This is a genomic window from Streptomyces sp. NPDC017890 (genome assembly GCF_044328675.1).
In the GTDB taxonomy this organism is placed as follows: domain Bacteria; phylum Actinomycetota; class Actinomycetes; order Streptomycetales; family Streptomycetaceae; genus Streptomyces.
The window spans coordinates 130,184-150,310 of record NZ_JBIRHU010000005.1 but is presented as its reverse complement, the minus strand read 5'-3'; the positions used below and the strand labels follow the sequence as shown (position 1 = coordinate 150,310).

The 20,127-nt window shown below is 72.2% G+C and carries 21 protein-coding genes and 1 pseudogene; 14 read left to right on the top strand and 8 right to left on the bottom strand.

Features of this window, described 5'->3' with window-relative positions; translation table 11 throughout:
* Window positions 1-62 precede the first annotated feature (62 nt).
* The 3 genes from lipA (at window position 63) to ACH4F2_RS08685 (ending at window position 2,250) form a co-directional block, all read left to right on the top strand.
* Window positions 63-1,016, top strand: coding sequence for a lipoyl synthase (gene lipA, locus ACH4F2_RS08695; protein ID WP_398131969.1), 954 nt, complete (start codon window positions 63-65; stop codon window positions 1,014-1,016).
* Between the two features lie 232 nt (window positions 1,017-1,248).
* Window positions 1,249-1,464, top strand: coding sequence for a hypothetical protein (locus ACH4F2_RS08690; RefSeq protein WP_398131968.1), 216 nt, complete (start codon window positions 1,249-1,251; stop codon window positions 1,462-1,464).
* 81 nt (window positions 1,465-1,545) lie between these two features.
* A complete protein-coding gene (locus tag ACH4F2_RS08685; protein ID WP_398131967.1) occupies window positions 1,546-2,250 on the top strand; it encodes a DUF4191 domain-containing protein in 705 nt (234 codons plus the stop codon).
* Between the two features lie 87 nt (window positions 2,251-2,337).
* Here the strand turns inward: ACH4F2_RS08685 and ACH4F2_RS08680 are convergent, their stop codons facing one another.
* Window positions 2,338-2,805, bottom strand: a complete 468-nt coding sequence (locus ACH4F2_RS08680) for an RDD family protein (protein WP_398131966.1) — start codon at window positions 2,803-2,805, stop codon at window positions 2,338-2,340.
* A 254-nt stretch (window positions 2,806-3,059) separates the two neighbouring features.
* Here ACH4F2_RS08680 and glnA point away from each other — a divergent pair, with 254 nt between their 5' ends.
* From glnA to ACH4F2_RS08665, 3 genes are all read left to right on the top strand, one after another.
* Window positions 3,060-4,469 carry a type I glutamate--ammonia ligase gene (glnA, locus tag ACH4F2_RS08675; RefSeq protein WP_398131965.1) on the top strand — a complete coding sequence of 470 codons (1,410 nt, stop codon included), beginning with the start codon at window positions 3,060-3,062 and terminating at the stop codon, window positions 4,467-4,469.
* Between the two features lie 160 nt (window positions 4,470-4,629).
* Window positions 4,630-4,890 (top strand): hypothetical protein, encoded by a 261-nt coding sequence (locus tag ACH4F2_RS08670; protein WP_398131964.1) that lies wholly within the window; start codon window positions 4,630-4,632, stop codon window positions 4,888-4,890.
* Window positions 4,891-4,996: 106 nt separating this feature from the next.
* Entirely contained in the window at window positions 4,997-6,181 is a 1,185-nt protein-coding gene (locus tag ACH4F2_RS08665) for a winged helix DNA-binding domain-containing protein (protein WP_398131963.1), read from the top strand.
* A 45-nt stretch (window positions 6,182-6,226) separates the two neighbouring features.
* On the opposite strand, the gene ACH4F2_RS08660 is transcribed toward ACH4F2_RS08665, so the two are convergent.
* The 6 genes from ACH4F2_RS08660 to ACH4F2_RS08635 all read right to left on the bottom strand — a co-directional run bounded on the left by ACH4F2_RS08660 (window position 6,227) and on the right by ACH4F2_RS08635 (window position 12,597).
* Complete coding sequence (locus ACH4F2_RS08660) at window positions 6,227-8,797, bottom strand: FtsX-like permease family protein (RefSeq protein WP_398131962.1); 2,571 nt, start codon at window positions 8,795-8,797, stop codon at window positions 6,227-6,229.
* Window positions 8,794-9,561, bottom strand: a complete 768-nt coding sequence (locus tag ACH4F2_RS08655; RefSeq protein WP_398131961.1) for an ABC transporter ATP-binding protein — start codon at window positions 9,559-9,561, stop codon at window positions 8,794-8,796. The genes ACH4F2_RS08660 and ACH4F2_RS08655 overlap by 4 nt, the downstream gene beginning before the upstream one ends.
* A gap of 23 nt (window positions 9,562-9,584) precedes the next feature.
* Entirely contained in the window at window positions 9,585-10,016 is a 432-nt protein-coding gene (locus ACH4F2_RS08650) for a hypothetical protein (protein WP_398131960.1), read from the bottom strand.
* Window positions 10,017-10,187: 171 nt separating this feature from the next.
* The gene (locus ACH4F2_RS08645) at window positions 10,188-10,862 is read right to left on the bottom strand and encodes a response regulator (protein ID WP_398131959.1); all 675 of its coding nucleotides are present in this window, start codon (window positions 10,860-10,862) and stop codon (window positions 10,188-10,190) included.
* Entirely contained in the window at window positions 10,859-12,109 is a 1,251-nt protein-coding gene (locus ACH4F2_RS08640; RefSeq protein WP_398131958.1) for a sensor histidine kinase, read from the bottom strand. The genes ACH4F2_RS08645 and ACH4F2_RS08640 overlap by 4 nt, the downstream gene beginning before the upstream one ends.
* Window positions 12,110-12,288: 179 nt before the next feature.
* Window positions 12,289-12,597 (bottom strand): hypothetical protein, encoded by a 309-nt coding sequence (locus ACH4F2_RS08635; RefSeq protein WP_398131957.1) that lies wholly within the window; start codon window positions 12,595-12,597, stop codon window positions 12,289-12,291.
* 175 nt (window positions 12,598-12,772) lie between these two features.
* On the opposite strand from ACH4F2_RS08635, the gene ACH4F2_RS08630 reads away from it, so the two are divergent.
* Window positions 12,773-13,132 carry an arsenate reductase family protein gene (locus ACH4F2_RS08630; RefSeq protein WP_398131956.1) on the top strand — a complete coding sequence of 120 codons (360 nt, stop codon included), beginning with the start codon at window positions 12,773-12,775 and terminating at the stop codon, window positions 13,130-13,132.
* A 6-nt stretch (window positions 13,133-13,138) separates the two neighbouring features.
* Window positions 13,139-13,318: pseudogene (locus ACH4F2_RS08625) on the top strand (hypothetical protein); the annotation flags it as partial.
* Here ACH4F2_RS08625 and ACH4F2_RS08620 read toward each other — a convergent pair.
* Window positions 13,307-14,179 carry an alpha/beta fold hydrolase gene (locus tag ACH4F2_RS08620; protein WP_398131955.1) on the bottom strand — a complete coding sequence of 291 codons (873 nt, stop codon included), beginning with the start codon at window positions 14,177-14,179 and terminating at the stop codon, window positions 13,307-13,309. The pseudogene ACH4F2_RS08625 and the gene ACH4F2_RS08620 overlap by 12 nt on opposite strands.
* A 149-nt stretch (window positions 14,180-14,328) precedes the next feature.
* Between ACH4F2_RS08620 and ACH4F2_RS08615 the strand changes: the two genes are divergently transcribed.
* The 6 genes from ACH4F2_RS08615 to ACH4F2_RS08590 all read left to right on the top strand — a co-directional run bounded on the left by ACH4F2_RS08615 (window position 14,329) and on the right by ACH4F2_RS08590 (window position 20,075).
* The gene (locus ACH4F2_RS08615; RefSeq protein ID WP_398132097.1) at window positions 14,329-14,766 is read left to right on the top strand and encodes a MarR family transcriptional regulator; all 438 of its coding nucleotides are present in this window, start codon (window positions 14,329-14,331) and stop codon (window positions 14,764-14,766) included.
* 165 nt (window positions 14,767-14,931) lie between these two features.
* A complete protein-coding gene (gene glnII / locus ACH4F2_RS08610; RefSeq protein ID WP_398131954.1) occupies window positions 14,932-15,963 on the top strand; it encodes a glutamine synthetase in 1,032 nt (343 codons plus the stop codon).
* A gap of 403 nt (window positions 15,964-16,366) precedes the next feature.
* The gene (locus tag ACH4F2_RS08605) at window positions 16,367-16,999 is read left to right on the top strand and encodes a winged helix-turn-helix domain-containing protein (RefSeq protein ID WP_398131953.1); all 633 of its coding nucleotides are present in this window, start codon (window positions 16,367-16,369) and stop codon (window positions 16,997-16,999) included.
* Between the two features lie 73 nt (window positions 17,000-17,072).
* Complete coding sequence (locus ACH4F2_RS08600; protein ID WP_398131952.1) at window positions 17,073-18,107, top strand: SDR family oxidoreductase; 1,035 nt, start codon at window positions 17,073-17,075, stop codon at window positions 18,105-18,107.
* Between the two features lie 52 nt (window positions 18,108-18,159).
* Window positions 18,160-19,437 (top strand): sensor histidine kinase, encoded by a 1,278-nt coding sequence (locus ACH4F2_RS08595; protein WP_398131951.1) that lies wholly within the window; start codon window positions 18,160-18,162, stop codon window positions 19,435-19,437.
* Window positions 19,422-20,075, top strand: coding sequence for a LuxR C-terminal-related transcriptional regulator (locus ACH4F2_RS08590; protein WP_398131950.1), 654 nt, complete (start codon window positions 19,422-19,424; stop codon window positions 20,073-20,075). Before ACH4F2_RS08595 ends, ACH4F2_RS08590 begins: the two co-directional genes overlap by 16 nt.
* Window positions 20,076-20,127: the final 52 nt, after the last annotated feature.

Genomic DNA, 20,127 nt, shown 5'->3' with positions numbered 1-20,127 from the left:
GCATTCAAATCAACGGGCGTACGCTTAAAGGCGCCGAAGAATCAAACGCTAGGGAGCCGGTCGTGTCCGCAGTCGCACCCGACGGACGCAAGATGCTGCGCCTGGAGGTCCGCAACAGCCAGACCCCCATCGAGCGCAAGCCCGAGTGGATCAAGACCCGGGCGAAAATGGGCCCCGAATACACCAAGATGCAGAACCTCGTGAAGAGCGAGGGCCTGCACACCGTCTGCCAGGAAGCCGGCTGCCCCAACATCTACGAGTGCTGGGAGGACCGGGAGGCGACCTTCCTCATCGGCGGCGACCAGTGCACCCGGCGCTGCGACTTCTGCCAGATCGACACCGGCAAGCCCGAGGCCCTCGACCGCGACGAGCCGCGCCGGGTCGGCGAGTCCGTGGTCACCATGGACCTGAACTACGCCACCATCACCGGCGTCGCCCGTGACGACCTGCCGGACGGCGGCGCCTGGCTGTACGCCGAGACGGTGCGCCAGATCCACCAGCAGACGGCGGGGCGCGAGGCCGGCCGCACCAAGGTCGAACTGCTTGCCCCCGACTTCAACGCGGTCCCGGAGCTCCTCCAGGAGGTCTTCGCCTCCCGCCCCGAGGTCTTCGCGCACAACGTCGAGACGGTTCCCCGGATCTTCAAGCGCATCCGCCCGGGCTTCCGCTACGAGCGCTCGCTGAAGGTGATCACCGAGGCCCGCGACTACGGCCTGGTCACCAAGTCCAACCTGATCCTCGGCATGGGTGAGACCCGTGAGGAGATCAGCGAGGCGCTGAAGCAGCTGCACGAGGCCGGCTGCGAGCTGATCACCATCACGCAGTACCTGCGCCCGTCGGTGCGCCACCACCCCGTGGAGCGCTGGGTCAAGCCGCAGGAGTTCGTGGAGCTGCAGCAGGAGGCCGAGCAGATCGGCTTCTCCGGTGTGATGTCGGGTCCGCTGGTGCGGTCGTCGTACCGGGCCGGACGGCTCTACGGAATGGCCATGGAGCAGCGCCGGACCGCCACCGTGTGAATTGACGCACAAGTCCCTACTCGCCAGTAATGGCCGATACGCCGCGGTCCCGACCGTCCTCGCAGATGAGGACACCGGTCGGGGCCGCGACGCCGTTGTGGCCTCCGGCATCGCGGCTTCATGTCCGTTTGACCGGCGGGTCACGCCCTGGTAACACCAATCAGTGACCCTGAAATCACACCATGTGCACCCGTCTCCGGACCCGGAGCCGTACCGAGGGGGGACCTCCACGATGCAGGCCGCGCCCGTTCGCGCCACCGCAGTCCGCGCCACCGCCATCCCGTCGTTCACCACCGCCCTGCGTGCCGTCGAGTCGCTGCTGATGAGCGGCGGCCAGCGCACCGCCCGGCGCAACGCCTGGACCTCCGTGCTGGAGGACCGCCGCCGCGCCAAGGACCGGATCGAGACGGAGCGCGTACTGCGGCAGTCCGTCGCAGGAAGCCCCTGACCTCACCCGCGCCCCGCCTCCCCCTCCCCTCGCCGGGCACTGCCGTCGTCGGCGCTTTCGGGGGCACGTAGACTTCGTGCCATGGCGAGGAAGGAACCTGCAGCGGACGCTGCGAATCCCGGGCGACTGAAGCAGATCGCTCTGACCTACAAGATGACCCGCAAGGCCGACAAGAAGATCGGTCTTGTACTCGCGGGTGTCGGCATCGTCGTCTTCGGTGTCTTCCTCGCGATCGGTTTCCTGATCGGTCACCCCATCTATCTGGGCATCCTGGGCGTGCTGCTCGCCTTCCTCGCGACGGCGATCGTCTTCGGTCGCCGGGCCGAGCGGGCGGCCTTCGGTCAGATGGAGGGCCAGCCGGGCGCGGCGGCGGCGGTGCTGGACAACATCGGCCGGGGGTGGACGACGACACCCGCGGTGGCGATGAACCGCAACCAGGACGTGGTGCACCGCGCGGTCGGCAAGGCCGGCATCGTGCTGGTCGCGGAGGGCAACCCGAACCGGGTGAAGTCCCTGCTCGCGGCCGAGAAGAAGAAGATGAACCGCATCGTCGCGGACGTGCCCGTGCACGATCTGGTCGTGGGCACCGGCGAGGGCCAGGTCGAGCTGAAGAAGCTCCGCACGACCATGCTCAAGCTCCCCCGCGTCCTGAGCGGCCCGCAGGTCACCGTGACCAACGACCGGCTGCGCGCCCTGGGCGACCTGATGAGCAACATGCCGCTGCCCAAGGGCCCGATGCCCAAGGGCATGCGCATGCCCAAGGGCGGCAACCCCAGGCAGCGCTGACCCCGCAGGACTCCGAGACGCCGGTACGGCGATGGGGGCGGCCCGGATCATCCGGGCCGCCCCCATCGCCGTACCGTGTGCGCCGCGTCAGATCCGTACTTCCACGGTGCGCGCCAGCCGGTCGTGCAGTCCCCGGCCGTCGCGGTCCCAGATCAGCGCCGGGAGGGCCACGCACAGCAGGACCGAGCGCAGCAGGGCGCGCAGGGGACTGGGGCGGCCCGTGCCCAGCTCCACCACCCGCAGGCGGAAGAGGCGCTTGCCCGGGGTGAAACCGACCGTGCCGACGGTCAGCACGCTCAGCACGAAGAAGATCAGCAGGGCCCAGTTGCCGGTCGCCTGGCCGTAGCCGTCCGTGATCAGGCCGTATGCGATCAGGAGGCACAGGCCCCAGTCGACGGCCAGGGCGCCGAGCCGCCTGCCCGGACGGGCGATCGAGCCCGGTCCCTCCTCGGGCAGCCCGAGCTGCTCGCCCCGGTATCCGAGGTCGGCGCCGGCCCCTTCGATGGCCGCACGCGGCCCGGAAAGCCACGATCCGATTGCTTGCCTGTTGTCCACCCGTCCACGGTACTGCGCCCGTATATGACCGCCGGACGGAGGGGTGGACGCAGGGTGCGGTTGCGGCTGCCGACGGGGGTGTGGCGGGCCTGGAGGAGGCCTACGCTGGAACGGAGCCGGTTAACTTCTGCGAAACAAATGGGTCACGCCCGAGAAATCACCCGTCCCTAGGGTCGAGGAAGCGTGTGCCACCCGCACTGGCCGCACGAACGATCTACCACCCCGGCGGGACGGTCGGGAGTAGGAGGAGCTGGATGTTCCAGAACGCCGACGACGCCAAGAAGTACATCGCGGACGAGGACGTCAAGTTCGTCGACGTCCGGTTCTGCGACCTGCCGGGCGTCATGCAGCACTTCACGTTGCCCGCCGCGGCGTTCGACCCCGACGACGAGCAGGCCTTCGACGGCTCCTCGATCCGCGGCTTCCAGGCGATCCACGAGTCGGACATGGCCCTGCGCCCCGACCTGTCGACCGCGCGCGTCGACCCGTTCCGCCGGGACAAGACCCTCAACATCAACTTCTTCATCCACGACCCGATCACGGGCGAGCAGTACTCCCGCGACCCGCGGAACGTGGCGAAGAAGGCCGAGGCCTACCTCGCCTCCACCGGCATCGCCGACACGGCGTTCTTCGGCCCGGAGGCGGAGTTCTACGTCTTCGACTCCGTCCGCTTCGCGACCAGCGCGAACGAGTCCTTCTACCACATCGACTCCGAGGCCGGCGCCTGGAACACCGGCGCGGTGGAGGACAACCGCGGTTACAAGGTCCGCTACAAGGGCGGCTACTTCCCGGTCCCGCCGGTCGACCACTTCGCCGACCTGCGTGCCGAGATCTCCCTCGAGCTGGAGCGGTCCGGCCTGCAGGTCGAGCGTCAGCACCACGAGGTGGGCACCGCCGGCCAGGCCGAGATCAACTACAAGTTCAACACGCTGCTCGCCGCCGCCGACGACCTCCAGCTCTTCAAGTACATCGTGAAGAACGTGGCCTGGAAGAACGGCAAGACGGCGACCTTCATGCCGAAGCCGATCTTCGGCGACAACGGCTCGGGCATGCACGTCCACCAGTCGCTGTGGTCGGGCGGCGACCCGCTCTTCTACGACGAGCAGGGCTACGCCGGCCTGTCGGACATGGCCCGCTACTACATCGGCGGCATCCTCAAGCACGCCCCGTCGCTGCTGGCCTTCACCAACCCGACGGTGAACTCCTACCACCGCCTGGTGCCGGGCTTCGAGGCGCCGGTGAACCTGGTGTACTCGCAGCGCAACCGGTCGGCCGCGATGCGCATCCCGATCACGGGCTCGAACCCGAAGGCCAAGCGCGTCGAGTTCCGCGCGCCGGACGCCTCCGGCAACCCGTACCTGGCCTTCTCGGCCCTGCTGCTCGCGGGCCTGGACGGCATCAAGAACAAGATCGAGCCGGCCGAGCCGATCGACAAGGACCTCTACGAGCTGGCTCCCGAGGAGCACGCGAACGTGGCGCAGGTCCCGACCTCGCTGGGCGCGGTCCTGGACCGCCTGGAGGCCGACCACGAGTTCCTCCTCCAGGGCGACGTGTTCACGCCGGACCTGATCGAGACGTGGATCGACTTCAAGCGCGCCAACGAGATCGCGCCGCTGCAGCTGCGTCCGCACCCGCACGAGTTCGAGATGTACTTCGACGTGTGATCGACGCCCGGGCCTGCCCGGGTCGTCCGGCGCCCCCGTCTCCTGCTCGCCAGGGGCGGGGGCGTTGTCGTTGGCCGAAAAGCTTCACAGGGGGAACCGGGCCCGGGATCATGTTGACTGACACGGTTGTTCGAGTCAGGGACGGGGAGAGGGACCGGGCATGTCCGATCGGGACGACGAGGAACGCGAGTTCGACATCAAGTGGGCGGACGGTGCCGAGCACAAGGAACCCTCCGCACGGGCCCGGATGCTCGCCGCGCGCTGGAAGGAGAACCCTCCCGGACCGGTCCCCTTCCGTGCCGATCCCGAGCACGTGGGCTCCGGACGCCGGTCGTCGTGGGTGTCCACCGCCGTGGTGCTGGGCTGCGTGGCGGCGGTGATCGTCCTGCTCGGGTACGCCAACTACCGGGCGTCCTACTAGAGCGCTCACCGGGCCGGGCCGCTCGGCGAGCCGTCCGGCCCGGGATATGTCAGTGGTGTCGGGCAGGATGGCCGTACCGAGGACACGACGGGGGGCGGAGGCCGGTATGGGTGACGGGCGGCGGCACATCGGGACGGCGGAGCGGCGGGACCGGCTCGCGCTGCGGCAGCGGCTGGCGGTCGAGGCGCGGGCGGGAGGCCCGGAGGAGGTCGCCGGTTCACTGGTCGCCCTGCACGGCACGGACCCCGCGACGGTGTATCTGGCCGTGGGCGCCCGGCTGGCCGACGCGGCGAAGACCGTGGGCGGGACGGAGCGTGCGCTGTACGAGGACGGGACGCTGGTCCGGATGCACGGCATGCGGCACACCGTGTTCGTGTTCCCGACGGAGCTGACCGCGGTCGTGCACGCCTCGACCGGCCTCGCGGTCGCCGCCCGGGAGCGGGCCGCACTGCTCAAGCACATGGCGGCGGCCGGGGCGCCGGACGCGGCCTGGCTGGCCGAGGTCGAGGAGTCGGCGCTTGCCGCGCTGGCCCGGCGCGGCCAGGCGACGGCGGCCGAGCTGGCCCGGGACGAGCCGCGCCTGAAGGAGCAGTTCGTGTACGCGGCCGGGAAGCGCTACGAGGGCGTGCACACCGTCTCCACCCGGCTGCTGAAGGTGCTGGGCGTGGAGGGCAAGGTCGTCCGGGGCCGGCCGCTGGGCTCCTGGACGTCCAGCCAGTTCCGCTGGGCGCCGGCGCCCGGGCATCCCGGGCTGGACCCGGCCGGGGCGCGGGCGGAGCTGCTGCGGCGGTGGCTGGCGGCGTGCGGGCCGGCCACCGAGGACGACCTGAAGTGGTGGACGGGGTGGCGGGTGACGGAGGTGCGCCGGGCGCTGGCCGCGATCGGCGCGGAGGCGGTGTCGCTGGACGAGGGCCCGGGGTACGTGGTCGCCGGCGACGCCGGTCCGGTCGCCGGACCCATCGGGCCGTGGGCGGCGTTGCTGCCCGCCCTGGACCCGACGGCGATGGCCCGGCGGGAACGTGACTGGTACCTCCCGCCCGAGCTGCGGCCGATGCTCTTCGACCGCAGCGGCAACGTGGGGCCGACGGTGTGGTGGAACGGCCGCGTGGTCGGCGGCTGGGCCCAGCGGGCCGACGGCGAGATCGTCTGGCGGATCCTGGACGGCGAGGGGATCGGCGGCGAGGCCCGGGCCGCGATCGCGGCGGAGGCGGAGCGGCTGGGGTCCTGGGTGGGGACGACACGGGTCACTCCGCGGTTCCGGACGCCCTTGGAGCGGGAGCTGGCGGCGTAGGGCACGCCTTCGGCGCCGGCGACAGCCCGCCCGGCCGGGTACCGGCTACTCGGTCCGGGCGACGGCGACCGTCGGTGAGGTCCGGGAGGCGCGGAGGGCGGGCAGCATTCCCGCGGCGGCGGTCACCAGGACGAGAGCGGTGAAGACCGCCGCGAGTTCCCCGGCCGGCACGCTGAACGGGGCGCTCGTCTCGGCGACACGGACCACCAGCCAGGAGTACGGCACGGCGAGGGCCAGACCGAGGATGCCGCCCAGCACTCCGTAGAGCGCGCATTCCACCGTGACCATGCGGTGCACGGCCGCTCCGCTGAGCCCCAGGGCCCGCAACAGGCCGAACTCACGCCCGCGTTCGACGACGGTGAGACTCGCCGTCGTCGCGACTCCGGCGACCGCCACGAGGACGGTCAGACCCAGGACCATGATCACTGTCGTGGCCGTCGTCCGCAGGTCGTCCGACCCCCCGGCCTGTCCGGCCGGCTCCTCGGCCATGACGCGGCCGTCGCCGCGCTCCGGACCGGTCAGCGTGTCGGTGATGGCCCGCTGTGCGCGTATCCGCCCCTGAGCGCCGTCCTCGGAGGCGTTGGCGGTGACCGTGGTGGGCGCCGCGTCCGCTCCCATACGGGTGAGCTCCGCGGCGGGGACGAAGAAGTTCCCTCCGTAGGGGCCGGCTCCGGGCAGGGTCGCCGCCACGGTGAGGTGGACGGGCCGGCCCTCGAACGTCAGCGTCACACGGTCGCCCGCCCGGACGCCGAGCCGGTGGGCGTTGTCGGCGTCCACGACGACGTGGGCGGGTCCGAGACCGCCGAGGGAGCCGGTACGGGCGGTCAGGCCCACACCGGAGCGGACGGTGTCGAGGTCGAGGTCGGAGACCGTCGCGCTGCGGGTGCCTTCGACGACCTCCGCCGTGCGGAACGCGGTCACGTCGGTGAGTTCGGGGTGGGAGGCCAGGTCGGCGGCCAGCGACCGGTCCAGCGACTCGCTGTCCCCCGCGTACAGGCGGAAGTCGGCGGGCGCCTCCACCGCCTGCCGGTACCGCTCGTAGGCGCTGAGGGAGGCGAGGCAGGTCAGGGTCGAGCCGACCAGGCAGACTCCGAGGGCCACGACGACCGAGACCGAGGCCGCCCTGCCCGGCGCGCCCCCGACGCCCGCGACCGCGAGCCGGCCGGCCGCACCGGTACGGCGCAGTGGCACGGCGACGGCCGACAGTACCGGCCGGACCAGACGGGGTCCGAGAGCGATCAGGGCCAGGAAGGCCAGTCCGCCCGAGAGCACCACGCCGGTCAGCGCCGCGAACCGGTCGTACTCCGTGTCGCCCGGCCGGGGCAGCCCGCCGTACTGCTGCCGGGCGAGGAGCGCGGCGCCCGCCGCGCACAGCAGGCCCAGCGCGGTCCGTCCGACGCCGCCCGCCGCGCCCTCCCCGGACGCCGCGCTGCGCAGGGCCTGCAGCGGCGAGACCCGTGAGGCGGTCAGGGACGGGGCCAGGACCGCCAGGACCGCCAGCAGGCCGGTGCCGGCAACGGTGAGGACGGCCTCCGTCAGCGGGAGGTGGGAGGGGGCGGACAGCTCGTGCCCGAACCGCCGGGCGACCGGCGGGACGAGTCGCGCGCAGCCCCAGGCCGCCAGTACACCGGTCGCGCCGGCCAGCAGGCCGACCACCGTCCCCTCGGCGACGAGCGCGGTGGCGAGCCGTCGCGGACTCGCCCCGATGGCGCGCAGCAGCGCCAGTTGGCGGACGCGCCGCGCGAAGACGATGCGGAAGGTGGAGGTCGCGACGAGAACGGCCGCGCCGACGGCGACGCCGAGGAAGACGGTGACCAGCTCCAGGACGTCCTTGGCCTCCGCCACCGCCTCGCGCGCCTCCTGCTCCCGCACCGCGTCCCCGGACCGCACGTGCGCTCCGGGCACCGCCTGCCGGATCCGCTCCGTCAGCTCCGCCGGCACGGAACCGGTCCCGGAGGACGCGGTGCCGGTGCGGATGTCGACGCGGGAGTAGCCCGTCACGCCGAGCAGCTCCCCGAGGTGGGGGCCCGGGGCGTATCCGGTGGGCTCCGCGTCGTTCGTGGCGGTGCTGCGGACGATGCCGCTGACCTCGACCGTCACCCGCCGGGCGCCCTCGCCGTCGGGTCCGGGCCGCAGCAGGGTGAGCGACGATCCCGGAGCGAGGCCGTACTCCCGGGCGGCCCGCGTGTTGACGGCGAGCCGGCCCGGGCCGGCGGGGTACGTGCCGGTGAGCAGCCGGACTTCCGCCAGGGCACCGGTGCCCGGGTCCGCGGACAGAGCCAGGTAGCGTTCGACGGCGCTGCCGTCCAGCGGGCTGCCGCCGTCGATCCGGCCGACGGCCTCGGCGACGGAAGGCGTCTTCCGGATCTCGCGGAGGCGTGCCTCGCCGATGTCCTGCCCGTCGTCGCCGGGCGTGACCACGATCGACACCGCTTCGGGTGTCCCGCGGAACTTCTCCACGACGGTCGCGGTGATGATCTGCTGGGCCATGACGGCCCCGAAGACGACGAACGCCGCGATCAGCAGCGACAGTCCGGTCGCCGCGAACCGTCCGGGCCGCCTGAGGAGTTCCGCCACCTGGGAGCCCAGGACGGTCGCACGCCACGGGGTGCTCATCGCCGCCTCCCCGTGGCGTCGGTGGCGAGTACGGCGGCCCGTCCGCGGGGGGCGGCGTCCTCGTCCTTCACGACGCGTCCGTCCGCGAGAGTCAGTACCCGGTCCGCGTACCGCGCGGCAGCGGGGTCGTGGGTGACCATCACGACCGTCTGGCCGAGGTCTTCGACGGACCGGCGCAGCATGGTGAGGACTTCGGCGCCGGTCCGGGAGTCGAGGTTGCCGGTGGGTTCGTCGGCGAAGACCACGGCCGGCCGGGCCACCAGCGCCCGGGCCACGGCGACCCGCTGCTGCTGGCCCCCGGACAGCTCGGCGGGGCGGTGCGACACCCGGTGGGCGATGCCGAGGACTTCGCAGAGGTGGTCCACCAGCTCGCGGTCCGGGCGCCCGCCGGCCATGGTGAGGGGCAGCACGATGTTCTCGTAGGCCGTCAGCTGCGGCAGCAGGTTGAACGACTGGAAGACGAACCCGATCCGCTCCCGGCGGACCCGGGTCAGCTGCCGGTCGGACAGCCCGGCGATCTCCGTTCCGTCCAGGACGATGCTGCCGGAGGTGACGGTGTCGAGTCCGGCGACGCAGTGCATCAGGGTCGACTTGCCCGACCCGGAGGGGCCGACGACGGCGGTGAACCGGGCGCGCTGGACACCGACGGACACCCCGTCGAGGGCCCGTATCTCGGCGGTGCCCTGGCGGTAGGTCTTCACCAGGGCGGTGGCGGTGATGACGTCGTCCGGTGTGTGGCCGCGGGCGGCGGTGCGGGGAGCCATGGGGATGGTGTTCGCGATCCGGGTCAGGAGCCGAGCGGCGGCATGGACAGGGTGACGCCGGAGTCCGAGCAGTGTCCCCGCGCCTCCTCCTGGAGGTTCTTCACGTCCTTCGCGGACGGTGCTTCGGGGGACTTCTTCGCGGTCGCGAGCGCCCATCCCTCGTACTGGGAGACCTTGGCTCCGAGGTAGCCGTCCTTCATCTGCGCGCGGCGCTCGTCGCCGGTTTCCTTCCACCACTTCTCCGCGTCGGGCGCGGGTCCGGTGGAGATCTGCTCGGCCTCGGTGATGATGCGCTGCGCCAGCCGGCAGTCCTCGGCGGACGCCTGGCTGAGCTCGTCGCGGTCCTGCCACCAGTACGCCGCCCCGGCGACCAGGGCGGCGGCGGTCACGGCCGTGGCCGCGGCGATGACGAGACGGTTCCGCTTGCGGTTCTGCGTGGTGGGCGTGGTGTTCATCGAATCCTCCAGATGTCTTCTCGGCCGCGTTCGGCGACAGTGAGAAGTCTGGAGTGGGACGGCCCGCCGGACATCGGCCACGGATCCGAGATCGGACGCTGCGGATCTGGCACACCGGACGGGGTGGTCTCTGCACCCCCGGGCGCAGAACCCGGGGGCGCTTCTGCCCCCTCAGGGGGAGGGACGGACCAGCCCGGACTCATAGGCGAACGCGACGGCCTGGGCACGGTCCCGCAGGTGCAGCTTGGCCATGAGGTTGCCCAGGTGCGTCTTCACCGTGGCCCCCGCGACATACAGCTCCGCCGCGATCTCGGCGTTGGACATTCCCCGGGCGACCAGGGCGAGCACGTCACGCTCGCGCGCGGTCAGGGCGTCCAGCCGTTCGGCCTGTCCGTTCGCCGGTGCCAGCCGGTCCGAGACCCGGTCGAGGAGCAGCCGGGTGATGCGCGGCGCCACCACCGACTCCCCCGCGGCCAGCACCCGGATGGCGTTCACGACCTCGGCGGCGGGGGCGTTCTTCAGCAGGAAACCGCCGGCTCCGGCGCGCAGCGCCGCGAACGCGTCCTCGTCGTTGTCGAAGGTGGTCAGCACCAGCACGCCGGGCGGATCGTCCAGCCGCATCAGCTGCTCCGTGGCCTGGATGCCGTCCATGACGGGCATGCGGATGTCCATGATGACGACGTCCGCCTCGACCTTTCGCAGCAGGTCGAGGGCGTCCGCCCCGTTCTCCGCCTCACCGACGACCTCGATGTCGTCCTGGCCGGCCAGCACCATGGAGAAACCGGCCCGGATCAGCGGCTGGTCGTCCACCACGGCCACCCGGATCGGCCTGTCCGCCTGTGTCATTCCTTTGTCCTTGTCGGAATCGAGGCACGTACGTGCCATCCGTTGCCGAGCCGGGGGCCTGCCTCGAAGCTGCCGCCGGCGAGCTCCACCCGCTCCCGCATCCCCACGAGCCCGTTCCCTCCGGAGCCCCCGACGCCGCGGCCGGCGAGCGTGCCCGCCCCGTCGTCGACCACACTGATCAGCAGTGTGCCCTGTTCCTCGTGGAGCCGGATGTCGACCCCGGCGCCGGCTCCGGCGTGGCGCAGCACGTTCGTGAGGCACTCCTGGACGATGCGGAAGGCCGTCATCTCCTCCGCCGGCGACAGCCGTCCTTCACCGACCTCGACCGACACGTCCACGGTCAGCCCGGCGGCCCGTGCGCGTTCGGCGACGACCTTGATCTCGTCGAGGGTGACCAGGCGCCGTTGCGGGCCGCTGTCGGCGGAGTCCGGGGATCCCGGGTTCCCCTCGCGCAGCACCCGGACGATGCGGTGCATGTCGTCGATCGCGTCGCGGCCCGTGGCGGCGATCGTCTTCAGCGCGGACTCGGCCATGTCCGGCGACTTCCGCAGCACGGACTCGGCGCCGTCGGCCTGGAGGATCATCACGGCCAGGCTGTGCGCCACCACGTCGTGCAGCTCACGGGCGATGTCGGCCCGCTCCCGGGCCGCGGCCAGCCGGACGCGCTGCTCCTGTTCCCGCTGGACGTGCAGGGCGCGGGCCGCCTGGCTCTCGGCGTAGAGGCGCCGCGTGTACAGGGCGAAGGCCGTCAGCCAGACCGTCAGGATCAGGCCCCAGTAGGTCAGGAGCAGGCTGAGATCGATGGCCGGCTCGATGGCGAAGGGCGATATCCCCCCCGCCTCGACCGTCGCGGCCAGCAGCACCACGGCGCCCGCGAGATACGGCATCCAGGTGGTCCGGGAATGGTGGACGACCGACATCATGGCGAACAGCACGGCCACGTTGTACGAGGCGGGCGCCGACGCCAGCTGCGTTTCGTACAGGTCGTACAGGTTGGACAGGAGGTGCTGGACGATGCTCAGCGCGAGGACGGCCGCCATCACCGTGCCGGGGTACCGTCTGCGGGCCAGCAGGCACAGGGCCATCAGCCCGCCCAGGAGCAGGTCGTAGTCGCCGCTGTAGTACTCCGCCGCCACCAGGACCACCAGTGCGATACCGATGTCGCAGGCCCGGGCGACGGCGCGTCCGGACCGGCCGGACGGCGTCATCCAGGACGACGGGACCGGAACCGTCCTCTCCTCAGCCAACCGTCGTACCTCTCTCCTCGGGCAGGGGCGCGGCCGCGTGGCCCGCCGGCACAAGTGCCGTCGGGCTGCGGGGACTTCGAGGTGAGGGCGGCGCCCTCACCCGCCCATACTGCCTCACGGTGCGGCACGGCGGTGCCGGGCGCCTCGGGTGGTGAGGCCGCCCGGCACCGGTCCGGAACTCAGCGGCTGTAGCGCAGGAACGCGCGCACCATGTGGCACGTGGTTTCCGACGGCGGGTGGACGCCGATCAGTTCCGCCGTGGTGCGGATCCTCTCGTTGCGGGCCTGGGCCGGGAGGTAGACGCCGGAGTCGAGCAGGGCGATGGCGAGCCTCATCGCCTTGAGCCGGCGGTTGTGCGTGACGTACCACTCGCGGGGGCGGCCCGCCGGCAGCGGACGCTTCTCCACGGGTTCGTACGGCAGGTCGAGCAGGACGGGCCGCTTGGCGGTGGACTGGGTGGGCTTCGGCTTCAGTGCGGCAGCGGGCACGGGCATCCTCCTGTCGCGATCAGGGCGCCGTCCGGACCTCCCGGCGACACCCTCGAACACTGCTTCTATTTTACCGCCCACCACTGACAAAAGCCCCTGGCCACAAGGGCTTTCGGGGGCCCTGTGACACACGGGGTGAACGGGTTCTCGCACCCCTCGGGCTACCGTGTGCGGCATGGAGATCTGGATCAACCCGGCCTGCTCGAAGTGCCGCAGCGCGATCAGCCTGCTCGACGCCGAGGGTGCCGACTACACCGTCCGCCGCTATCTGGAGGACGTGCCGAGCGAGGACGAGATCCGCGAGGTGCTCACCCGCCTCGGCCTGGAGCCGTGGGACATCACCCGCACCCAGGAGGCCGTCGCGAAGGAGCTGGGCCTGAGGGACTGGCCGCGTGACGAGGCGTCACGCGACCGCTGGGTCACGGCACTGGCCGAGCACCCGAAGCTGATCCAGCGCCCGATCATCACGGCGGACGACGGAACGGCCGTCGTGGGCCGCACCGACGAGGCGGTTCGGGATGTTCTGAGCCGCTAGGCGGTGGGCACCAGGCTCAGGGTGACCAATCTCGACAACGACGCCTCCACGGCGGTGGAGGTCTCCTCCGTCTCCGGCAGCCGCGTACTGCTCGACAACGCGGCGTTCGAACAGGTCCGGGAGCAGGGCGAGTTCCTGATCCGGCGGGCGCTGATCGAGAAGGCGGGGTGGGGCTCAGCCACCTGACGCGGTGAGGAAGTCGCCCAGGCGGCGGCCCAGGCCGGGCGGCGCGGCCTGCGGCAGCGCGTGGTGGGACACGTCCGGCAGGACGGCCGCCTCCACGCGCGGCAGCAGCGTCTTCGCCCGGGCCGCCACCTCGGACGCGTCATGGGTCCTGCTGTTCCCGGCCAGGAGCAGCAGGACCGGCACGTCCAGACCCCGCAGCGCGTCCGGCGCCGGGCGCGGTCCGGTCACCGGCCCGCGCCCGGGAAAGCCGACGGCCGCCTCCTGGAGGGCCGCCCAGTCGGAGTCGAGGGGGGTCGTGCCGGTCTCCCACTCCAGGAAGGCGCGGACCCGGCGGGGCGTGGGCCGCAGCAGCGCCGGCAGCGCGTGCAGCAGGTAGGCCGCCTTGAACCCGGCGAAGCACTGGGTCGGGTCCAGGAGGAACAGGCGGCGTAGCCGGTCTGGTGCGCGCAGGGCGTACTGCAGGGCGATCCAGGCTCCGTAGGAGTGACCGCCGAGGTCCGTCTCCTCGATGCCGAGGCCGTCGAGGAGCGCGTCCAGCCAGCCGGCGAGGTCGGTGACCGTACGCAGGTGGCGGTCGCCGGCCGGCGTGCTCCGGCCTGGGGCGCCGATCAGGTCGACCGCATGGAGGCGGTGGGTGCGGGACAGCTCGCCGGCCTGCGCGTACCAGGAGGCCGAGGTCGCCGCACCACCGCCGGGGAGGAGGACGAGCGGCGGTCCGTCGGCCGGGCCGGTCACGTTGACGTGCGTCACGCCGAAGGGCGTGGGGACGGTCATCGCCTCCCGCCGCGCCGGCCACTTGGCCAGAACACTGTCGTACGCGGCGTGGAAACGGCCGGCGTCGTACGTACCGCGAGCGCTCACGAGCGGAACCCCCTGCTTCTCGGTCTTCTCTTACTCGGTCTTCTCTTGCACGGTCTTCTCTCGCGTCGAGTATTCTCTCGCTCAGCGAGATACTTGTTTGGCGAGATGATAGCCGGAGGTGATGCCCCGTGTCCGAGCAGGGACCGGAGATGCGCATCGTCCATCTGCTGCGCGCGGTCGCCGTCGAACTGGGCGCGCACAGCGCGCGGTTCGCGCAGCGCAACGGCATGCACCCCACCGACGTCCGCGCGCTGATCGCACTGCTGGACGCGTCGCGGGCGGGCGAGGAGATGACCGCCGGACGGCTGGGCGCCGCCCTCGGGCTGAACTCGGCGGGCACCACGGCCCTGGTCGACCGCCTGGAACGGGCCGGTCATGTGCGGCGGGTGCGCGACGAGCGGGACCGGCGCAGGGTCACCGTGCAGGTGGACGAGCGGGCGGTCGCCCTGGGCTGGGCCCACTTCGGGCCACTGATCGGGCAGGCGGTGGAGCTGCTGCGGGGTTACGACGAGCGGGAGTTGGAGGCAATCGTCTCCTTCCTGACCGGCGTCAGGGAGGCGGCGGCCGGGGACGGGCGGGAACCGTGAGAGACGCGCCACACCGGCCTCAGGTAACACGGGGTTCACATACGGGCAACGGACGGGAAATCGCCTGTTGGCACGCTGCGGGGCAGTAGACGCGACGCCCCGGTTCCGGCCCGGCGCCGCAGCACCCGCATGTGCGCCCAGACCCACCCCGAAGGATGTGTCCCCGTGACCTTCAAGGCCGAGTACATCTGGATCGACGGCACCGAGCCGACGGCCAAGCTCCGTTCCAAGACGAAGATCATCACGGACGCCCCCGCCGGCCTGGACGCCCTGCCGGTCTGGGGCTTCGACGGATCCTCCACCAACCAGGCCGAGGGCAGCTCCTCGGACTGCGTGCTCAAGCCGGTCTTCTCCTGCCCCGACCCGATCCGCGGCGGCGACGACATCCTGGTGCTGTGCGAGGTCCTCGACACGGACATGACGCCGCACCCGACCAACACCCGCGCCGCGCTGGCCGAGCTCTCCGAGCGGTTCGCCGCACAGGAGCCGATCTTCGGCATCGAGCAGGAGTACACCTTCTTCAAGGGCGCCCGCCCGCTCGGCTTCCCCGAGGGCGGCTTCCCGGCCGCGCAGGGCGGCTACTACTGCGGCGTCGGCTCGGACGAGATCTTCGGCCGCGACGTCGTCGAGGCCCACCTGGACAACTGCCTCAAGGCCGGCCTCGGCATCTCCGGCATCAACGCCGAGGTCATGCCCGGCCAGTGGGAGTTCCAGGTCGGCCCGCTGGCTCCGCTGGAGGTCTCCGACCAGCTGTGGGTGGCCCGCTGGCTGCTCTACCGCACCGCCGAGGACTTCGGCGTCTCCGCCACCCTCGACCCCAAGCCGGTCAAGGGCGACTGGAACGGCGCGGGCGCGCACACCAACTTCTCCACCAAGGCGATGCGCGAGGGCTACGACGCCATCATCACCGCCGCCGAGTCGCTCGGCGAGGGCTCCAAGCCGATGGACCACGTCAAGAACTACGGCGCCGGCATCGACGACCGTCTGACCGGCCTGCACGAGACCGCCCCGTGGAACGAGTACTCCTACGGCGTCTCCGACCGCGGCGCCTCGGTCCGCATCCCGTGGCAGGTCGAGAAGGACGGCAAGGGCTACATCGAGGACCGCCGTCCGAACGCCAACGTCGACCCGTACGTGGTGACCCGCCTGCTGGTGGACACCTGCTGCTCCGCGCTGGAGAAGGCCGGCCAGGTCTGATCAGGCATCCGGCTCGCGCGCTGGGGCGTCCACCACGACGGTGGGCGCCCTCGCGCGTGCCACGGAGCGGAATGCCGCGTCGACTTCACGCCGCAGCGGCGTCCACGCAGTGAGAGGAGGCTCCTCTCCCACGCCTCCGTCTGCTTCAATGGGCCCATGGTCGGCTTCCGGAAGTACGCGGCAACGGGTCGCCATGACCTCGAGCCCTTCTGGCCCTCCCGTCAGCACGACGACTTCGACCGGGTGTGTTGCCGCGCTTCGACCGCGCCGGCCCTCTAGAACGCCGTACACCCAGGGCTTTCCGCTGGCGCGCACGACGTACGTCCCGCGACGCGCGCCCGTCCACGAACTCGCGCCCGTCGCCCCTCCCGACGAACCTCTCGCGCGAAAGAGCTGACGTCTCATGGCGACCACCCGCTCCCTGTCCACCGTTCCCCTCGCCTCCTCCGCCTCCTCCCCCGTCACCTCCCTCCCCGCCTCCGGTGACCCCCGGCACCGGCCGCGTGCCGTCGACCGGGACGAGGCGGCGTACGTCGCGGACCTGCTGCCGCCCGGCGCCACCTGGCTGCCCGCTCCCCCGCACGCCCTGCCCGCGCTGCCGGGGCGGCCACCGATGGTCGGCTACCTGGTACTCGTCCCGGCCGACCGGCACCAGCCGCCGTTCCCGCCGGTGGGTGTGGACGGCACGCCGCCGAAGGCCACCGGGGACGGCGCCGGCGCCCCGGGTGACGGCCAGGGCGGCGACCCGCTCGTCCGGATCGACACCGCGCGCCGCACCGCCGCGGTGGACGGCCGCGAACTCGACCTGACCTACCTGGAGTTCGAGCTGCTCGCGCATCTCGTCACGCATCCGCACCGCGTACACACCCGCGACCGGCTGGTCACCACGGTGTGGGGGTACGGTCACGTGGGCGACGGCCGCACCGTCGACGTGCACGTCGCCCGGCTGCGCCGCAAGCTCGGTGCCGAGCACCGCCGGACGATCCAGACCGTCCGGCGCGTCGGCTACAAGTACACGCCGCCGAACGGACGGTGAGCCACCGCCGCCGGTTTCTGCCGACGGCAGACAGCGCTTCCTCCGGGTCACCGCACCGGGCACAGTGACCCGTATGAGGCTACTGGTGCTGGGCGGTACGGAGTTCGTGGGGCGGGCCGTGGTCGAGGCGGCGCTCGGGCGCGGCTGGGAGGTGACCGTCCTCCACCGCGGACGGCACGCCCCGCCGCCCGGGGCACGGGCGCTGCACGGCGACCGCACCGCACCCGACGGGCTCACCGCCCTGGCCGACGGCACGTGGGACGCCGTCGTCGACACCTGGTCGGCGGCGCCCCAGGTGGTGCGGGACGCGGCGCGGCTGCTGCGGGGCCGCGCCGGCCGGTACGTGTACGTGTCCAGCTGCTCGGTGTACGCCTGGGCCCCGCCCGCCGGGTACACCGAGGACGCCCCGCTCGTCGAGGGCGCCTCGGCGGACGCCGGGCAGAGCGACTACGCCCGGGACAAGCGGGGCGCCGAGCTGGCCGTGCTGGACGCCTTCGGCGCGGACCGTTCGGTGCTCGCCCGGTCCGGGCTGATCCTCGGCCCGTACGAGAACATCGGGCGGCTGCCGTGGTGGCTGAACCGCGTCGCACGCGGCGGCCCGGTGCTCGCGCCGGGTCCGCGGGACCTGCCCCTCCAGTACGTCGACGTCCGCGACCTCGCCGACTGGGTCCTCGGGGCGGTGGAGCGGGAACTCAGCGGCCCCTGCAACCTGGTCTCCCCGCCGGGGCACACCACCATGGGCGCCCTGCTCGACGCCTGCGTGAGGGTGACGGGCGGCCCGGCGGAGCTGCGCTGGACCGCCCCCAGAACCGTCCTCGACGCCGGCATCGAGCCCTGGACGCGACTGCCGGTGTGGACGCCACCGGGCAGCGACCTGCACGACGCCCTGCACGGCGCGGACGTCTCCCGGGCGCTGGCGACGGGCCTGAACTGCCGGCCGGCCGGTGACACCGTCGCCGACACCTGGGCCTGGCTGCGGGAGATCGGCGGCACGGCGCCGCGGCGCCCGGACCGGCCGCCGGTCGGGCTGGACCCGGAGACGGAGGCGAAGGTCCTCGGCGCCGACCGGAGCGGGCCCGGCGAAGGTGTACCTGACACCACCTCCTGACCGGGGGGTTCGGCCCAGTGACCCGTGCCGCCGCCTCGGCGAGACTGACGGCATGAGCATCGAGACGAAGCGCGACGACCAGAAGAGCGGCCTGATGACACGTACGCGGGGTGTGGCGCTGTCGGCCGTGCGGGGACTTGCGCTGGCACTGATCTCCCTGCCCGGCGCGGTGCTGTGCTTCTGCCTGACCCTGGTGTCCATCGCGCTCGTCCCGATCGGGATCGGCCTCGTCACCACGCCGTGGGTGCTGACGGGCGTGCGGATGTTCGCGGACTGGCGTCGGCTGCTCGCCGCCGAGTGGGGCGGGGTGCGGATCCAGCGGGCGTACCGGCCGCTGCCCGAGAACGCCAACCCGTGGGCGCGCACCTTCGGCATGCTCGGTGACCCTGCGACCTGGCGGGACTTCCTGTGGCTGCCGGTCGACATGACGGCCGGTTTCGTCACCGCGCTGCTGACCTTCGCGCTGCCGCTGTACCCGTTGGAGGGGCTCGTGATCGCGGCCGGGCTGTGGCGGGTCCTGCCCGACGGGTACTGGTACGGGTTCGTCCGCGTCACCGACCAGACCTCGGCCTTCTACGCCGCCGCACTGGGCGCCGTTCTCCTCGTCGCCGCGTACTGGCTCACCCCGCTCCTGCTGCGCGCCCACTTCCGGCTCACCGGCGCCGTCCTCGGCTCCGGCCAGGAGGAACTCGCCGAGCGGGTACGCGTGCTGACCGAGACCCGCCGTGACGCCGTGGACACCTCCGCCGCCGAACTGCGCCGCATCGAGCGCGACCTGCACGACGGGGCGCAGGCCCGGCTGGTCGCCATGGGCATGGACCTGGGCACCATCGAGACGCTGCTGGAGAAGAACCCGGCGAAGGCCCGGGAACTCCTCGCACAGACCCGCCGGTCCTCCGCCGAGGCGCTGACCGAACTGCGCGAACTGGTGCGCGGCATCCACCCGCCGGTGCTCGCCGAACGCGGCCTGGGCGACGCCGTACGGGCCCTGTCGCTGCGGCTGCCCGTCACCGTCGAGGTCGAGGCGGAGCTGCCCGGCCGCGCGGAGGCCCCGGTGGAGTCGGCCGGGTACTTCGCTGTCAGCGAGATCCTCACCAACGCCGTGAAGCACTCCGGTGCGGACCGGATCTGGATCGACATGCACCACGTGGAAGGTCATCTGCGCATCTCCGTCACCGACAACGGCAAGGGCGGCGCGGTGATCGGAGCCGGGTCGGGCCTGGCCGGGGTGGAGCGGCGACTCGGTACATTCGACGGCGTCCTGGCCGTCAGTTCACCCGCGGGCGGCCCCACCATGGTCACCATGGAGATCCCTTGCGCGTTGTCCTAGCCGAAGACCTGTTCCTGCTGCGCGACGGGCTGGTCCGGCTCCTCGAGGCCCACGACTTCGAGATCGCCGCGGCCGTCGAGACCGGCCCCGAGCTGTCCCGGGCACTGGCCGAACTGGAGCCGGACGTCGCCGTCGTCGACGTACGCCTGCCGCCCACGCTCACCGACGAGGGCCTGCAGTGCGCACTCGAGGCCCGCCGCAAGCGGCCGGGGCTGCCGGTGCTGGTCCTCTCCCAGCACGTGGAGCAGCTGTACGCGCGGGAGCTGCTCGCCGACGGCAGCGGCGGGGTGGGATACCTGCTCAAGGACCGGGTGTTCGACGCGGAGCAGTTCGTGGACGCGGTACGGCGCGTCGCGGCGGGCGGTACGGCGATGGACCCGCAGGTCATCCAGCAACTGCTCAGCCGGCGTGCGGCTCAGGACCGGCCGCTGGAGCGGCTCACCCCCCGGGAGCGGGAGGTGCTGGAGCTGATGGCGCAGGGACGGACCAACGCGGCGATCGCCGGCAGGCTCGTCGTCACGGAGCGGGCGATCGCGAAACACACGGCGAACATCTTCGCCAAGCTGAGCCTCGAGGTGTCGGACGACGACAACCGCCGTGTGCTGGCGGTTCTGGCGTATCTGGACCGCGGCCGCTGACCACTTGAGTCCCACAGGACCCGGCAGTTCCCGAGGCGACTGAACACCCCTG

Excerpts from the sequence above, each read along its gene's own strand:
- ACH4F2_RS08690 (WP_398131968.1), top strand. The coding sequence starts at position 1,249 with ATGCAGGCCGCGCCCGTTCGCGCCACCGCAGTCCGCGCCACCGCCATC.
- ACH4F2_RS08685 (WP_398131967.1), top strand. The coding sequence starts at position 1,546 with ATGGCGAGGAAGGAACCTGCAGCGGACGCTGCGAATCCCGGGCGACTG.
- glnA (WP_398131965.1), top strand. The coding sequence starts at position 3,060 with ATGTTCCAGAACGCCGACGACGCCAAGAAGTACATCGCGGACGAGGAC.
- ACH4F2_RS08670 (WP_398131964.1), top strand. The coding sequence starts at position 4,630 with ATGTCCGATCGGGACGACGAGGAACGCGAGTTCGACATCAAGTGGGCG.
- ACH4F2_RS08665 (WP_398131963.1), top strand. The coding sequence starts at position 4,997 with ATGGGTGACGGGCGGCGGCACATCGGGACGGCGGAGCGGCGGGACCGG.
- ACH4F2_RS08660 (WP_398131962.1), bottom strand. The coding sequence starts at position 8,797 with ATGAGCACCCCGTGGCGTGCGACCGTCCTGGGCTCCCAGGTGGCGGAA.
- ACH4F2_RS08655 (WP_398131961.1), bottom strand. The coding sequence starts at position 9,561 with ATGGCTCCCCGCACCGCCGCCCGCGGCCACACACCGGACGACGTCATC.
- ACH4F2_RS08650 (WP_398131960.1), bottom strand. The coding sequence starts at position 10,016 with ATGAACACCACGCCCACCACGCAGAACCGCAAGCGGAACCGTCTCGTC.
- ACH4F2_RS08645 (WP_398131959.1), bottom strand. The coding sequence starts at position 10,862 with ATGACACAGGCGGACAGGCCGATCCGGGTGGCCGTGGTGGACGACCAG.
- ACH4F2_RS08630 (WP_398131956.1), top strand. The coding sequence starts at position 12,773 with ATGGAGATCTGGATCAACCCGGCCTGCTCGAAGTGCCGCAGCGCGATC.
- ACH4F2_RS08615 (WP_398132097.1), top strand. The coding sequence starts at position 14,329 with ATGCGCATCGTCCATCTGCTGCGCGCGGTCGCCGTCGAACTGGGCGCG.
- ACH4F2_RS08605 (WP_398131953.1), top strand. The coding sequence starts at position 16,367 with ATGGCGACCACCCGCTCCCTGTCCACCGTTCCCCTCGCCTCCTCCGCC.
- ACH4F2_RS08600 (WP_398131952.1), top strand. The coding sequence starts at position 17,073 with ATGAGGCTACTGGTGCTGGGCGGTACGGAGTTCGTGGGGCGGGCCGTG.
- ACH4F2_RS08595 (WP_398131951.1), top strand. The coding sequence starts at position 18,160 with ATGAGCATCGAGACGAAGCGCGACGACCAGAAGAGCGGCCTGATGACA.